The following is a 15,709-nucleotide window of genomic DNA, read 5'->3' on the forward strand; positions in this document are numbered from 1 at the left end:
AGACCTCTTACATATTTGGTAAATCTGTTTGCTGTCCTGTACTTTTAGCTGGCTGATCTAAAGTAGGTTGTTTAAGGGTAGCAGGTGTTTCTTTTCGTGGACTGCAAACTCGCTCAGAAGTAAAATGCTGTTTATTCTCTCCGTCTCCCTGAGAAATTTGTTCAGTAATCTCTTTGATTTCGGTTTTTAAAATATCATCAATGCCATTGCGAATTTTTTCATTCAATTTTTCTCTCTTTTCTGTATCATCTTTATCTGGTGAGCTAGGGTCATATAAAGTACCTGGCCTATTATTTGAAAAAAGAACTTCAATTCCTCCCTTTACAGCAAATATTGTACCAATAACAGCAGCAATTATCGCAAGTGTAGTAGGACCAAAAATTAATATTGAAGCAATGGAAAAAAGAATAGGAAGAAAAACTTTACGTAAGAACTTTGTTACCATCTCTTCATCACTAAGTAGTGGTTCATCATCCTCTTTTTTACCACCGCCTAAGAATGGTATTTTCTCTTTTAGCCCACTCATACAAGAATCAGAAATATTTTTCGGGTCTATTTTTATTCCCAATGGTAACCCAACAAGTTTTATTAGTGAATCCTTAGCTTCTGTACCACGTATATCAGCTACACAATCATCTACTTTCTTTATTTCAACATTCTTGACATTCTCTTTGTTCGCTAATTTTTTCTCTCTAACTTCTTTAAATACAGAAAGTAAAAACTGACAAAAATTCTCTTCACTGAGTGGTCTTATTTTTTCCGGATTGACATTATTAAGTAGTATGTCCTTATAAACTGATATGAAAGCATTAGTTATTCCTTGATTCTCTTTGGCCTTATCTTGTAGCACTTTCACAAAGTCATCATAAATTACCCTATGTTCCTCCTTGAGGACCATCTCATTTTTCTCCACCGCCTGAACAGGTGGCTTCGAAGGTTCCTGATTCTTTGATTGTGAAATTGGTATTCCTGTCATAACTGATCTATCCGTACTAACCTATGCTTTAATTATAGCATATTTTTCGCATTAATTCAAATTTCTTAGAACCTGTCTTGAAAGGGAAAAAAGAAAAGAATAAAGCAAGAAATAGAAAAGTAACAAATGATAAGGGAATGTAAAAAATTGCTTCCATATATTTTAAATCTGATTATAATTACAGTTAGAGATATTTTGAGAGCTCAAAAACTTATCTTTGTCTGCAGACTTTTTCTACTAAACAATCAAATTAATTAAAAAATGTAGTGTATCTTCTTCAGTGTATACACGTATACTTAATCTCTGTCGTATGTGCGCTGCACTTTTTTCTAATCTTTTTTACACAGGGGGATTTTATGTTCAGAATTCCAGATACTTGACCTTTATTTTAGCTAAAAACCAATAGGCGCCTATTGTTTAACGCTAATTAAAATAAAAATTTTTCTAATATATAGAAGAATTACAAAATCACTGTTTACTGAAAACGGGGCAAGAAAGCTGCTAATGTCACAGAATTTTAGGTAAATGTTGTTTGCTTGACGTATGAGTGTACTCTCCTTACTTCAAGAACTCTTTAATATGACTACTATTATACTTACGAAATTAACCACTCAAGGCATCCGTTCAGGGGTGTGGCAAAATAAGGTAAAAGTGAATTTACAACAATAAGGTGTCATTCCAGTGCTTGACACTGGAATCCAGCCTTTTGTAGTCTCATTGAAAGCGTTGCTTTTAATATCTATGATTAGGTTGCTTGTGAGCAATTTGGATCCCAGTGTCAAGCACTGGGATGACATTACTTTTGCTTCAATATTTACACATTAGCCATGCATCTGAACAGATACTACTTAAGTCCTTTCAAGACAGGTTCTTAGGGTCTACGGTATAATTAAGAAAAGCCCCAGTTGTCGCTAATTTTTATTTCTACTTCAAGTGGTATAGAAATTTCTACTGCATTTTCCATTATATCTTTCATAAGTTTTGCTGTTTCTTGCACTCTGCTCTCTTCCACTTCTACAAGTAATTCATCATGAACCTGGAGGATTATTTTACCTGACTTTAACTGATCAAAAAGCCGAATCATCGCGCGTTTTATTATATCAGCGGCAGTTCCCTGCAGTGGTCCATTTATTGCTGCCCTTTCTGCAAATTGTCTTAGATAAGGAATTTTATTGTTGATGTCTCTTACAAAACATCTTCTACCAAACAAAGTCTCTACATAACCATGATTTCTCGCGATAGATACTGCTTTTTCCATATAGACCTTTATTTCTGGGTAACAAGAAAAATAGTAATTAATGTATTCAGCAGCCTCTTGAAAGGTAATGCCAAGTCGCTTTGCAAGGCCAAATGGACTAATGCCATATATAATGCCAAAATTAATGGTTTTTGCTTTGCGTCTTAATTGCTCATCTATTTCTTGCACTCCAAAAACTTGTCTTGCAGTGATATCATGAATATCTTGCCTGTTTGCAAAAGCTTCTTTAAATGCGGTAACATTTGCAACGTGTGCCAGGATTTTTAATTCTATTTGTGAATAGTCAGCAGAAATTATCTTGCAACCTTTTGGCACAATAAAGGCTTGCCTGATAAGACTACCTTCTTCGCTTCTGATAGGAATATTTTGTAAATTAGGATTGCTAGAGCTCAGCCTTCCAGTTGCAGTCACAGTGATTGAAAAGCTTGTATGTATTCTACCATCAAGCGGATCAACCTGTTTTATTAACGTGTCAGTATAGGTACCCTTTAATTTACTTGAATGTCGCCAACTTAAAATTTTACCTGCGATTTCTGTCCCCTCCTCTTCAAGTGCCTCTAGAACTTCAGAGTTTGTGCTATAAGACCCAGATTTTGACTTTTTCTTTTTACTTAGCTCCATTTTATTAAACAAAACATCACTTAATTGTTTTGGCGATGCAATGTTGAATTTTTCTCCTGCTAAATTATGTATATCGTTTTCAAGTACAGCAATTAGCTGCTCAAACTTATCAGACAATTCCTGTAGTTTTTGAATATTGAGCAGTATTCCATTTTGCTCCATATCAAATATTACTTTCATGAGAGGTCTATCAAAGCGCTCGTAAATCGTAAAAAGTTTTTCCTGAAATAATCTTTGTGTCAGTTTCTCATGGATCGCTATTAAAATTTTTGCCGAGAAAGTTTCTACATTTTTACTTAAATTGTGTGCAATTATGTTTGGAATGCTGTGATCATGCTTACCTGTGTCAAGGCTGTATGACATGATCATCAGGTCATAAATTGAGTCTAGCACTCTCTCTATTGTAGGAAATATTTCTCTGATCTTTCTAATATCATGTACTATTTTAAGCACCCCATTTGAAAATAAAGTTGAATTTATTATAGTAAGTGCATCTTGTAGGCAGCTTTGATCTATGTAGAAAATATTATCTTCACTGCAAGATAAGGAGATTTTGTTCAATCTATTGTTTTCAAAGTGGCAATGAATTGCAATTTTACCTTCATATCTGCAATGCTCCAAAAATTTTTCTAATTCTTCACTACTATATTCTATTTTCTCTTTTGTGCTAGATCCACTATAAGAAAAGAGCTTTTCTACTTTTCCTATCAATGAATTAAATTCATATTTCTTCAAAAAGGATAACAATTTTTCCATATTTGGAGGATGGACTTCATATTTTACAATATCATGTTGAAGATCTACTTTTTTGCATAGTGACAAAAGTTCTCTTGAAATTAGTGCTTTTTCCTTATGCTCAGTAAGAATATTACGAACTCTTGTTTGCTCAATGTTATTGATGTTTTCTATAATGTTATCCAACGAATCAAATTTATCCAGCAATTTAGCTGCAGTTTTTGGGCCTATTCCTGGAACGCCTGGAATGTTATCAGATGCATCTCCAGTTAGAGAAAATAAATCAAGAAGCTTATTTGAATTTACACCAAATTTTTCTATCACTTGTTTTTCATCTACGTATATATTTTTGATAGGATCAAATATTAGAATGTTGTAATTCAAAAGTTGAAATAAGTCTTTATCTGATGAGACTACTACTACTTTAAAGTCTTCGTGGTTGGCATATTTTGCAGCTAGTGTTGCAATTATGTCATCTGCTTCATAGCCTTCAATCTCTTCATAGCTGAAGTTAAAAGCTTCTACCGCTTCTCTCAGTATTGTAAATTGTGGAATTAGATCCTCAGGAGGTGTTACTCTGTTTGCTTTGTACTCAGAATATAAACTGTGCCTGAAATTTTTTTTGCCAGAATCAAGTGCTATAGTTAAGTAGTCCGAATGGGAAATATACTTCAGAACCATATTAAGAAAACCGTACACAGCACCTACTGGAATACCAGCTGTGGTAGTCAAATGATGCAAAACGTAATAAGCTCTGAAAAGAAAACCATAACCATCAATGATTGTGAAAGTTTTTTCTTTCATTGTAGATATTTATGTGTGCCTTTGATGGTCTGTTATTTAGCTATAAAAATCAAGCTCTTGTTTCCTATAGCCAAAATAATCATAATGCTATAGTTACTATAAGAAAACATATTACGTAAGGGAATTAACTATTCTGCCACAATTTTGCTCTATCACACTTGCCATATTTAATATTCCAGCTTCATCGTAATAATTTCCAATTACTTGCAAAGCAAGTGGTAAGCCTTCATTGGAAAGTCCAACAGGAACAGAAATAGCAGGTAACCCCGCTAAGCTTGCCGGCACGGTAAACACATCATTGATGCACATAATTAGCGGGTCTGGCTTTTCATTTAAGCCAAAAGCTTCTGTTGGAGCAGATGGCACAAGTATGTAATCTATTTTTTCAAACGCTTTTATAAAATCATTTCTAATTAATGCCCTAATGCACTGTGCTTTTTCATAATACTCATTGTAATGACCTGAAGAAAGCGCATAAGCACCAATTAAAATTCTCCTTTTCACTTCTTTACCAAAACCTTCTGCTCTTGTTAGCGAATACATTTCTTCAAGGGTATCAGCATCAACCCTGAATCCGTAACGTACACCATCATAGCGAGCAAGGTTAGATGAAGTTTCAGCAGAACAAATTAGATAGTAAACCGGTATCGCATATTTAGTATGAGGCAGAGTAATGTCAACAACTTCAGCACCGTTTTCTTTTAAATAGGAAGCAATTTTTTCCCAATTATGAACTATTTCATCTGAAATTCCATCCATCTTATACTCTTTTGGTATACCAATGCGCTTACCCTTAATATCACCATTTATAAAACTGGAAAATTTAGGCACTGTCCTTTTGCTCGATGTTGAATCTTTTTCATCATAGCCACAAATTATTTCAAGCATTAATGCTGAATCAGAAACGGAACGAGTAATTACTCCTGCTTGATCGAGAGAACTTGCAAACGCAATCATACCAAAACGCGAACACCTTCCATAAGTTGGCTTTATTCCAACAACTCCACAATAAGCTGCTGGTTGGCGTACAGAACCACCAGTATCACTTCCTAGTGCTCCAGCACATAAAAACCCAGCAACTGATGCTGCAGATCCACCAGATGATCCACCAGGAACAACTTTTTCTCCGTCACTTTTTCTAATCCATACATTTTTAACAGGACCAAAATAGCTATTTGTGTTCGCAGAACCCATAGCAAACTCATCCATGTTAAGTTTACCAAGCATGGCTGCTCCATTTTTTAAAAGCAAGTTAGATACCGTAGATTCATAAGTCGGGATGAAATTTTCCAGCATTTTTGAGCATGCTGTTGTTTTTATTCCTTTTGTACAGAATAAATCTTTAACACCAACTGGTATGCCCATAAGTGGTGAAATATTATCTTTTTGTTTCAAGAAGTATTCATCTGCTATTTTAGCAGCTTTTATCGCGATTTCTGGGGTTTTTGTTACAAATGCATTTAGTTGCTCATTTTCAACTGCATTAACATGCGTCTCTACAAGCTCAACAGCAGAAAAATCCCCCCGCCTAAGTCCATCATGCATCTCTGTAATAGTGAGCCTTCTCAATTCATTCATTAATATTCAATTTTATCGAGGCATTAATTATAACAACAATAGGACAGAAAATCTATATATTTATGATCGAAAACGGGAATACAACCGAGATCAATTCAGATTTCTGAAATGGATTGGTTAGTAGTACGTTTTAAATAGCCGGTTTGGCACACAATGCTAAGCCATAAGGGTTTAGCGTTTCTAAAATCAAATATCAACATCATGCACGTTAAGTGCATTGTTATTTATAAAGTCACGACGTGGTTCAACTATATCACCCATTAGCACCGAGAATATGCTATCTGCTTCTTCACAATCTTTTATTTCAACTTTTAGCAGAGTTCTAGTTTCTGGATTGAGTGTAGTTTCCCAAAGCTGATCAGCATTCATTTCACCAAGGCCTTTAAATCTCTGCAGAGTTAAACCTTTTTTACCATAATCCATCACTATTTTTGCGAGTGCACTTGGAGACTTTATTTTTATTTCAGTTTCTTGTGACTGTAAAAATGAATCACCATTAAATAAGTCAATTATGTTATCAAGAGAACTCAATATATTCCGTATTTCTTTACTTTCAAGCATACTAAGCGAGAATACATATTTGTCTGCTAACCCTTGAAACAATTTAGCAATGTGAATTTCCTCATCTTTTACTTCTACTTCCCAATTATATTCACTATACATCAATTTTAAATATTTTAATATCTCATCAGCAGACAATAGAGCATTCTTTTTGCTTAAAATTAGCAATGATTCTAAGAGATCTTTTGGTATTTCCCTATCATAATTTTTGCTAATGTTTGAAATACTGAGGCACTTATTCAAAACGAAACGCAAATCTTTGCCTACACCATTTAATGTTAATCTTTTAATCGCTGAATTTACTATATACTCTTCAAAAGTTTCATCATCTTTGATATAAGTATCTTTAGCATTTTTTGTAACTTTATAGAGCGGTGGCTGCGCTATGTATAAATATCCTTTTTCAATTACTTCACGCATATGTCTAAAAAAGAAAGTTAGAATCAAAGTTCTTATATGCGAGCCATCAACATCTGCGTCTGTCATAATGATAATTTTATGATACCTAGTTTTTTCAATATCGAAGTGCTCACTCCCTATTCCAGCCCCAATTGCCGTGATCAGAGAGCCAATTTCTGCAGATGAAAAAATACGATCCAGCCCTGCACGTTCTACGTTTAGAATTTTCCCTCTTAAAGCAAGTACCGCCTGTGTTTTACGATTACGTCCCTGCTTTGCAGTACCACCTGCGGAATTACCCTCTACTATAAACAATTCCGATAACTCAGGAACTTTTTCCTGACAATCGGCAAGCTTTCCAGGTAGAGTTGCAATATTAATATTGTTTTTATTTTTAACTAACTCTCGTGCTTTTCTTGCTGCTTCTCTTCCTTTTGCTGACCTAATCGCTCTTTCTACTATACTTGCTGCTAACTTGGGGTCAGTTTCAAGTATTGTACTCAACTTGTCAAAAACTATGCTCTCTACAACTGCCCGCGCTTCAGAACTGACCAATTTATCTTTTGTCTGTGAAGAAAATTTAGGATCAGGCATCTTGAGAGATAAAACACAAGTTAAGCCTTCTCTAACATCTTCTCCAGTCAAATTCACTTTTGCCTTCTTCAAAAAACCTTCATTGTTTGCATAGTTATTGATACATCTGGTTAGTGCAGATCTAAACCCTGCCAAATGCGTACCACCATCCCGTTGTCTTATATTATTTGTGAAGCATAGCATATTCTCATAGTAGGAATCATTCCACTCCATTGATATTTCTACACTGGTACCTAGATCTTTTACATCATCTCTAATGCTGGCAATTTTAGTAACATGTGTCTTATTCTTGTCTAAGTACCGTACAAAATTAGCTGTACCAAAATTATCTTCAGACTCTTTACTATCGTTAAAATGAGACTTTACATGTGGTTTATTACGGAGATCACACAAAATGATCTCAATATTTGAGTTTAAAAATGCCAATTCTCTGATGCGACTCTCAAGAGTGGAGTAACTAAAATCAATACTACTAAAAGTCCCCGTTGATGGCATAAACGTTACTCTAGTTCCTCTTTTATTTGTGTTTTCATTAATTACCTTTAAAGATTCAACAGACTCACCATCTTCAAAGCGTATGAAATATTCCTTCTTATTGCGCCAGATGGTTAATTCCAGCCAACTCGATAACGCATTAACAACTGAAATTCCAACACCATGTAATCCTCCAGAAACCTTATAGGTATTGCTGTCAAATTTACCTCCTGCATGCAATTGGGTCATTATTACTTCTGCTGCTGATATTCCTTCCTCTGCATGAATATCAGTTGGAATGCCACGACCATTATCGGTTACAGATACTGAGCCATCTTCATTTATGCTAACTTCAATCTTACTACAATAACCAGCTAAAGACTCATCTATCGCATTGTCAACAACCTCGTACACCATATGGTGCAGACCAGATCCATCATCAGTATCACCAATGTACATACCTGGACGCTTTCTTACAGCATCAAGACCTCTTAGGATTTTTATTGCGTCAGCGTTGTAGTTACTTTCCATGGAATTGCTTTATTTATAAATATTAATTAATATTACATTTGTATGTGCTGATTAGCAACATCTTTAAGTTGAAAGAAGGATCCTTGACATGTAGATAAAATATAATACATCACCTACACGAAGTGGTTTTACATGTTATTTCAATACATAAACTTAAGTTCAAATAATCATACAAAACTCTGCTTCATATTTCAAGATAAATGGCTACAATCAAATACAATTTACCTTTTCCTTCCACTTAGATTTTCCAATTTAACATAGGATAAGTTGCTCATACACTCTTCTAATATTTCATTCTTTTTATCATTGTTTAATCTATTGCTGAACTCTTGACACCTTCTCTCAAGAGCTGAATGCGTAGTCATAATATACCTTACTGTTTCAGATGATAACTCTGGTAACTCGCTACGGATCCTTTCTTGTTCTGTTCCAGAGAAATTGGTGAAATTGGCTCTGGCCATTTCAGGGAATTTTTGTGTGATCGTTTCTTTTATCATTTCTCTAGCCTCTTCTCCATCGAGTGTAATAACCACTGATGGATGTAAGCCAGATAAAGACTCAAATAATTTATTGTATGTTCCACCTGCACAACTTTGACCTTGATTACCGTAAGTTGTTGCAGCGTCTACAAGACCTTTTACAAACATATCCTTTCTATTTTTTATGCCTGCATCACTCAAAGGAATTCTTTGATTCTCTGTTCCTGTATTTCTATCATTGCAGGCTTTCCAACATAAAATAGCTGCTTGCTTTAGTGTTAACTTACTATGATTGTCTTTAAAATTATCTCCTGTTCTATTGATAAATCTTAAGCACTCAAGTGCATGAGATTTATCGCCTTCTGTAAACTCACTTAACTGTTTGATGTACTCTTCAATGTCGGTTGTGTTGCCTCTATTTAGCTGTACATAGAATTCATCTTTGCTTAAATTCTCTTTATACTTTTCTATGAGTCTATCAACACTCAAGTTTATACTAGCAACTGCACTTGGGTCATGAGTAGTTTGTGCCATAAAAGGAATGGCTGCTAAATCTTGAAAGAAAATAGGCCTTTCTTCCTCTGGAATTTGTTGTATTAAATCGTTAAACTGCTGTATTTCTTCAATGAGTGATTTGTTTAGCAACCATAAGCACAATATAGGCAGTACCAAAAGCACACAGGAATTAATAATGTGTATAATTAAAAAAATGCTTAATGTTATTCTAATAACATTTTTTGGCCACGCTGATAATCTTTTTTCATTTTCCCTTGGTTTGAAAAAATAATTTACTAATGATAAATACAAAGAGAGCTGTACAAGAAGAAAAAATGAAGGAATCATACTTACTAATAAAACTATATTAATGAATCTTTTAATTTTATTAGTGTTGTTGTAAGCATTTTGCACTCTTTCTATTAAAGCCTGTACTCTATTTCTATTTTGCTGTTGATTATTATTTTGACCTGCAAACATACCCTATTCTAACATTAATATATCATACTATAGAAAGAATGTAAATAAAGCAAGAAACTTATCAACTACCTGTAAAAAGCTTTATTTTTGCTTGATAGGAGGTTCTATCTTTGTACTTTCTACATTATTGAGAGTACTGCCTGTTTTTTGTGCAGCAATTTCTTGAATACCTTTCACAACAAAATACACTACTAGTGCTAAACCAAGAGTTATAATAGTTAGCATAACTAATGCCGCTAACTGAACTTTTATCTCTAAACTTGTTTTTGCTTTATTCTCTCTTAGGAATCGAGCCATGTCTTGATCGTTTTCCCGCATCTCAATATCTAAAGGAGTAAGCCCCTTTCCATTTTTTATATTAACGTTTGCTCCTTGCTCTAAAAGAAGCCTCGTTTTTTCTATATTACCTTCTTTTACTGTACGAAATAGACGACTTTCACCCTCTATCTTCTCAATGTCTGCTCCATATGATCTAAGTACTTCAATGGCCTCTTCATTTCCACTATTGAGTGCAATATCCAAGGCATCCATTCCAGCTTTATTTTTGTGGTTGATAAAATTCTTCAACCGATCTCTACCAAAGCTTTCTATATATTGTTTAATGATGAGTTCCACTACTTTTCCAGGACAATTATTAGCAGCAGGAAAAAGTATTGTGTTGTTATTATTATCTTTTTTCGTTATGTCTGCTTTGAGTTTATTTATCAAATACTCGATAACTTCTACTCTGCTATCATCCTTTGCTTCAGTGCATTGTCTAATAGCTAAAAATAAAGCTGTCCGCCCATTATTATCAATATCTTCAATATCCTGTCCCTTATCAACTAAGGCTTGTATTACACTTTTATTCCCATATAAAGCAGCAAGGTGAAAAGGTGTATGTCCTTCAGTGCTTTCCCTTTCATTAATTAACGCACCATTGCTAGCTAGCAATTCTATAAACTCTGGCGTGTTTGCAAAAATTGCAAGGTGCATTGGTGTTAAGTCATCTTTGCCATGATTTCCAGTTTTTGCGTTAACGTTTGCTCCGTTATTTATCAGCAATTTCGCTATTTCAAACTGCTTATACCCGATAGCAATATGTAGTGGTGTACGATTACGTTCATAATTATCATTGACATTTGCACCAAACTTTATTAGCAGCTCTGTAGCTTCAATATCACCCATCCGAATTGCAGAGTATAAGGAAGGAGATTCATCTTTTTCTATTTCCCCTGTCATACGAAATTACGAACATAATAATTCATACATTATTAAGAATTATTGTTAATTTTTTATTAAAATAATATTAACAACAGCTAAAAATCTTTAATTTTTATTAAAGATTTAATATCCATCAATGCTTATATAAGCATTCCAAAAGTGAAGAAGTGAAAAAAAGCTTTTCATGAGAAATTATAAATGATAAATTGTTAATAATGAATTATCAAGAATAAATTATGTGCTTTGGTTTACCTAACATAAACAGAGAAGGTTATTTATTTATAGTTGTTTCCTTTATCGTAACATGTATAGCATTCTCTATATCTTGGGGAGCTGGAATTACTTGCTTATTTCCAACGTTATTATGTACCTATTTTTTTCGTGATCCAGCAAGAGCTGTACCAAGCAATAAGGATTTTATATTAAGCCCCGCTGATGGTGTGATTTCAAAGATAGAAGAAGTTAGTTACTCTTTATCAGAAGAGAATGAAGAAGAAAAGAAATTTACACTTGTCAGCATATTTCTAAGCGTTTTGAATGTCCATGTGAATCGTATACCAATATCTGGTACGATAAAGGAAATGAACTATAAAAAAGGCAAGTTTGTTTCTGCAATGAGTAATAGATCCAGTAATGAAAATGAAAAGCAGATTATTGTGATTGAATATGAAAAGGGAAAAGAAATCATTGTGGAACAAATAGCTGGATTTATCGCACGCCGCATTGTTTGTAATTTAAGAGCGTCTCAGAATGTAAAAGCAGGTGAAAGGTTTGGAATTATAAGATTTGGCAGTAGAGTAAATATTTATATCCCTGCTGGAATAGAGGTAAGAGTCTCAGAAGGCCAAACTGTTATTGGTGGTGAGACAGTTATAGCAGATTTAAATAAACAAGAGAAGCTTACCTTTGACATTGTATGAATAACGATGAAAGTAACGGTAAATCCTTACCTATTACCAAGTTATTTCCAAATTTTATAACTTTACTGGGTTTATGTGCTGGCCTTACTTCACTTAAATTCACATTTAATGAACAATGGGAATTTTCAGCAATTTTTATTATCATTGCAGCAATAATAGATGGAATGGATGGCAGGATAGCCAGAATTTTAAAATCAACTAGCGATTTTGGAGCACAACTCGATTCTTTTGCAGATTTTCTAAATTTTGGTTCAGCACCTGCTTTTCTTTTATATTTTTGGAAGTTAAATGAAATTAAAGTTGTAGGATGGATTTTAGTAATGATATATGTAATCTGCATATCAATAAGACTTGCCAGATTCAATGTTTCGTTACATTCAGAACAATTATACTGGAAAAAATTTTTCTTTTCCGGCGTTCCAGCTCCTGTATGCGCTTTACTTGCTCTGTTACCAATAATTATTACCTTTCAATCTCATGAGAGTGAATACTTACTTCTTATAGAGCAATTTTTTAACGTAAAGAATACAGCTTGTTACTTTTTGGCCATTTCATTTTTTTCGATAAGTCATATTCCAACTTTCTCTGCAAAGTACATTTATGTTCCTAGAAGCCTATCCTATATATTTGTGTCGTTTTTTGGAATATTGATCATACTGTTTATAAGCAAGCCCTGGATAACACTACCAATTTTAGGCGCATTGTATATACTTACTATTCCAATAAGCACTGGACTTTATATATACTACACATATAAAACTCATTAGATATATAAAAGTAGTGAGCAGCATGATTGTAAAAGCAACTGATCTATTAAACTCTTTTTTATATATAAAGATATTCAACATACCATTTATAATTATTTGGGTAATTGCAACTGGGGTTTTTTGTACGATTCGATTCAAATTCATTAACTTTAGGTTGTTCAAATATGGGATACAAACACTATTCAACCTAGAGAGCCATAATAATAACGGCATAATCACCCACATTCAGGCATTTGCAACGGTAATTTCAGGAACAGTTGGTCTTGGAACAATATCAGGAGTTGCAATAGCTATTACAATAGGGGGGCCAAGTGCAGTTTTTTGGATGATAATTACCGGAGTACTTGGCATGTCAATAAAATTTGCTGAAGTAGTGCTTGCATTTACTCATCGCTCTGAAAACACAACTGGTGGGGCTTTTTATTATATGGAACATGGACTTGCAAAGATTGGATTTATGAAGACTGGCAAATTCCTTGCATTTATCTACGCAGTTATGCTGCTTGTTGCAATGATTCTAGGCGGCATACCATTTCAGGCAAATCAAATTGCAGCGTTGTCAAGTAACTTATTTGAATACAACACATCTGTTATTATCTCGCTATTTGTATTAATTGTAATACTGGGAGGAATAAAGCGAATTGCTTTAGTTGCAACAGGTTTAGGGCCGATCATGATAATGTTATATATAGGCATGTGTATATATTTAATCTGTGTAAACGGAAATAATCTACTGAATGCTCTATCTATAATATTTCAAGATATCTTTAACAAATCAGCTATAGGAGGTGGAGTATTGAGTGGATTAATAGCAGGGGTAAGAAGGTCAGTGTTTGCTAATGAAGCAGGTACTGGAACAGCAGCTATAGCACATTCGATTGTAAAAGAGAAAGACCCAGTTAAAGTTGGAAGTGTTGCAATGATTGCACCATTTGTAGACACAATATTAGTCTCATTTTTGACTGGTATTGTGATAATTATCACCGATATGCATAGCACTAATACCGTAGGTGATATTACGTTAGTTAGCTCAGCATTTTCAACAGCCTTGCCTTTATTGAGCAAGCTAGCTCTTCCGCTGATAATGTTTTCCTTTGCATTTTCCACAATAATAGCTTACTATTACTACTGTGAAGTTGCCCTAGTGTACTTATTTGGTAACAAAAAAGTACTAATATTGTTTCAGTTTTTTATAGTGGGTTCAGTGTATATCAGCTGTATATCAAAAAATATAGAATTTATATCTTATTTAGGTGATAGCCTGTTTATGTGCCTTATGATTCCAAATGCTGTTGCAATATATCTACTGAGAAGGGAAGTCTTAAATACAATAGATTCTTATTACAAAAGGTATTAAACATGATTTATAGATTGCTTTGCATGATGTTATTTTGCCTATCGTTTAACGATGTATACGCTGCTTCAGTTTTTCATAAAAGTTATGACACTGCATTAAATGGAGTAAGCAACTTCATGAATGAAGTGTTGTTTTTCAAGATCTTTCACGTACCATTTATAATTCTTTTATTGGCCTTTGGTTATATATTTCTAACACTACGTTTTAGATTTCTCAACATAAGGATGTTTAAGCATGCGTTCGCTATTTTATGTGGAAAATATGACACAGATCATCACGATGGTCACATTACTCATTTTCAGGCATTTGTAACTGCACTTTCAAGTACAGTCGGCCTTGGAACTGTTGCTGGTGTTGCAATTGCAATTTCAATGGGAGGGCCAGGAGCGGTACCTTGGATGATGATCACAGGCTTTTTTGGTATGTCTGCAAAGTTTGCTGAAGTAACTTTAGCATTCAGACACAGAACAGAAGGCCAGGAGCAGTTATTCAGTGGTCCCTTTCAATATATAAGAAATGGACTAGAGGAATTTGGATTTAAGAAGCTTGGTATTGTGATAGCTGCAATATATGCAGTGTTTTTTGTATTGTCAGGTCTTGGTGGAAGTGTAGCATTTCAGACTAATCAAATGGTTTCAATATTATCTGGCTATTCAAGCTGGATAGATAGTCATCGTTGGGTTCTTTCCTTCATAATTTCTACATTACTTGCTCTAGTGATTATCGGTGGAATCAGGAGAATAGCTAGAGTATCTTCTGCACTAGTGCCTATTATGTCACTCATATATATTTTGAGTTGTTTCACGATTATTGCATTCAATATTCACAATTTTAGCAATACATTAAAAATATTGTTTTCCAGTATGATAGACTTCAATGCTGTTGGTGGTGGAGTAGTAGGAGCATTTGTCGCTGGGATTCAAAGGGCAATTTTTGCCAGTGAAGCAGGTGTTGGTTCTGCTGCAATTACTCACGCTGTAGCTAAAGATGAGGAGCCGGTTAGGACTGGTCTAGTTGCTATGATAGAACCATGCTTCGATACAATGTTAATTTGTTGTTTGACAGGAATAACAATAGTAATAACAGGCGCATACCAGACTGGCATTGGCGAGGGAATATTGATCACCCAAAAAGCATTTGAAACAGTTTCTTCTTGGTTTCCTATACTTTTAACCATCGCTGCGCCTTTGTTTGCGTTTTCCTCAGTAATTTCATTTGTATATTGTTGTGAAATGGGATGGCTGTATTTGTTTGGTGTAAAAAGTGTAGTAATATATCGTATAGCGGTGGTGGTAGTTGCATTTTTGTCAGGTTTGTCTAAAGATATAATGGCTATTGCTAATATTGGTGGGGCTTTATTCTCTTGTTTAGCACTCATCAATATGACAGCACTTATACTGTTTAGCAATCAGATTAATGATGAAGTTCAATGCTATCTAAAAAGACTGAGGAATAACAAGATCAACTAGATTTTTAG

9 protein-coding genes and 1 pseudogene are annotated in these 15,709 nt (G+C 34.2%); 4 read left to right on the top strand and 6 right to left on the bottom strand.

What is annotated here, in order from left to right; all coding sequences use genetic code 11:
* Window positions 1–7: 7 nt before the first annotated feature.
* The 6 genes and pseudogenes from OOK82_RS03880 to OOK82_RS03905 all read right to left on the bottom strand — a co-directional run.
* Window positions 8–898 carry a hypothetical protein gene (locus OOK82_RS03880; protein ID WP_406718772.1) on the bottom strand — a complete coding sequence of 297 codons (891 nt, stop codon included), beginning with the start codon at window positions 896–898 and terminating at the stop codon, window positions 8–10.
* Window positions 899–1,865: 967 nt separating this feature from the next.
* The gene (polA, locus tag OOK82_RS03885; protein WP_264704469.1) at window positions 1,866–4,394 is read right to left on the bottom strand and encodes a DNA polymerase I; all 2,529 of its coding nucleotides are present in this window, start codon (window positions 4,392–4,394) and stop codon (window positions 1,866–1,868) included.
* 111 nt (window positions 4,395–4,505) lie between these two features.
* Window positions 4,506–5,972 carry an Asp-tRNA(Asn)/Glu-tRNA(Gln) amidotransferase subunit GatA gene (gene gatA, locus OOK82_RS03890; RefSeq protein ID WP_064085246.1) on the bottom strand — a complete coding sequence of 489 codons (1,467 nt, stop codon included), beginning with the start codon at window positions 5,970–5,972 and terminating at the stop codon, window positions 4,506–4,508.
* Between the two features lie 186 nt (window positions 5,973–6,158).
* The gene (gene gyrB / locus OOK82_RS03895) at window positions 6,159–8,531 is read right to left on the bottom strand and encodes a DNA topoisomerase (ATP-hydrolyzing) subunit B (protein ID WP_264686681.1); all 2,373 of its coding nucleotides are present in this window, start codon (window positions 8,529–8,531) and stop codon (window positions 6,159–6,161) included.
* A 221-nt stretch (window positions 8,532–8,752) separates the two neighbouring features.
* Window positions 8,753–9,985 (bottom strand): hypothetical protein, encoded by a 1,233-nt coding sequence (locus OOK82_RS03900; protein WP_264686682.1) that lies wholly within the window; start codon window positions 9,983–9,985, stop codon window positions 8,753–8,755.
* 450 nt (window positions 9,986–10,435) lie between these two features.
* Window positions 10,436–11,206, bottom strand: a pseudogene (locus OOK82_RS03905) (ankyrin repeat domain-containing protein); the annotation flags it as partial.
* A 218-nt stretch (window positions 11,207–11,424) separates the two neighbouring features.
* Here OOK82_RS03905 and OOK82_RS03910 point away from each other — a divergent pair.
* Genes OOK82_RS03910 through OOK82_RS03925 form a run of 4 tightly spaced genes read left to right on the top strand, consistent with a single transcriptional unit; the run spans window position 11,425 to window position 15,701 of the window.
* Entirely contained in the window at window positions 11,425–12,108 is a 684-nt protein-coding gene (locus OOK82_RS03910) for a phosphatidylserine decarboxylase (RefSeq protein ID WP_264686684.1), read from the top strand.
* Window positions 12,105–12,875: a CDP-alcohol phosphatidyltransferase family protein gene (locus OOK82_RS03915; protein ID WP_019236894.1), complete on the top strand. Its 771-nt coding sequence runs from the start codon at window positions 12,105–12,107 to the stop codon at window positions 12,873–12,875. The genes OOK82_RS03910 and OOK82_RS03915 overlap by 4 nt, the downstream gene beginning before the upstream one ends.
* A 22-nt stretch (window positions 12,876–12,897) precedes the next feature.
* Window positions 12,898–14,232 (top strand): alanine/glycine:cation symporter family protein, encoded by a 1,335-nt coding sequence (locus OOK82_RS03920; RefSeq protein WP_264686685.1) that lies wholly within the window; start codon window positions 12,898–12,900, stop codon window positions 14,230–14,232.
* 2 nt (window positions 14,233–14,234) lie between these two features.
* The gene (locus OOK82_RS03925) at window positions 14,235–15,701 is read left to right on the top strand and encodes an alanine/glycine:cation symporter family protein (RefSeq protein ID WP_264704471.1); all 1,467 of its coding nucleotides are present in this window, start codon (window positions 14,235–14,237) and stop codon (window positions 15,699–15,701) included.
* Window positions 15,702–15,709: the final 8 nt, after the last annotated feature.

This window comes from Wolbachia endosymbiont (group B) of Apotomis betuletana (assembly GCF_947250475.1).
Lineage (GTDB): Bacteria > Pseudomonadota > Alphaproteobacteria > Rickettsiales > Anaplasmataceae > Wolbachia.

What these genes read in the sequence shown, in the direction of transcription:
- polA (WP_264704469.1), bottom strand. Translation starts at nt 4,394, where the DNA reads ATGAAAGAAAAAACTTTCACAATCATTGATGGTTATGGTTTTCTTTTC.
- OOK82_RS03880 (WP_406718772.1), bottom strand. Translation starts at nt 898, where the DNA reads ATGGTCCTCAAGGAGGAACATAGGGTAATTTATGATGACTTTGTGAAA.
- OOK82_RS03925 (WP_264704471.1), top strand. Translation starts at nt 14,235, where the DNA reads ATGATTTATAGATTGCTTTGCATGATGTTATTTTGCCTATCGTTTAAC.
- gatA (WP_064085246.1), bottom strand. Translation starts at nt 5,972, where the DNA reads ATGAATGAATTGAGAAGGCTCACTATTACAGAGATGCATGATGGACTT.
- OOK82_RS03915 (WP_019236894.1), top strand. Translation starts at nt 12,105, where the DNA reads ATGAATAACGATGAAAGTAACGGTAAATCCTTACCTATTACCAAGTTA.
- gyrB (WP_264686681.1), bottom strand. Translation starts at nt 8,531, where the DNA reads ATGGAAAGTAACTACAACGCTGACGCAATAAAAATCCTAAGAGGTCTT.
- OOK82_RS03900 (WP_264686682.1), bottom strand. Translation starts at nt 9,985, where the DNA reads ATGTTTGCAGGTCAAAATAATAATCAACAGCAAAATAGAAATAGAGTA.
- OOK82_RS03910 (WP_264686684.1), top strand. Translation starts at nt 11,425, where the DNA reads ATGTGCTTTGGTTTACCTAACATAAACAGAGAAGGTTATTTATTTATA.
- OOK82_RS03920 (WP_264686685.1), top strand. Translation starts at nt 12,898, where the DNA reads ATGATTGTAAAAGCAACTGATCTATTAAACTCTTTTTTATATATAAAG.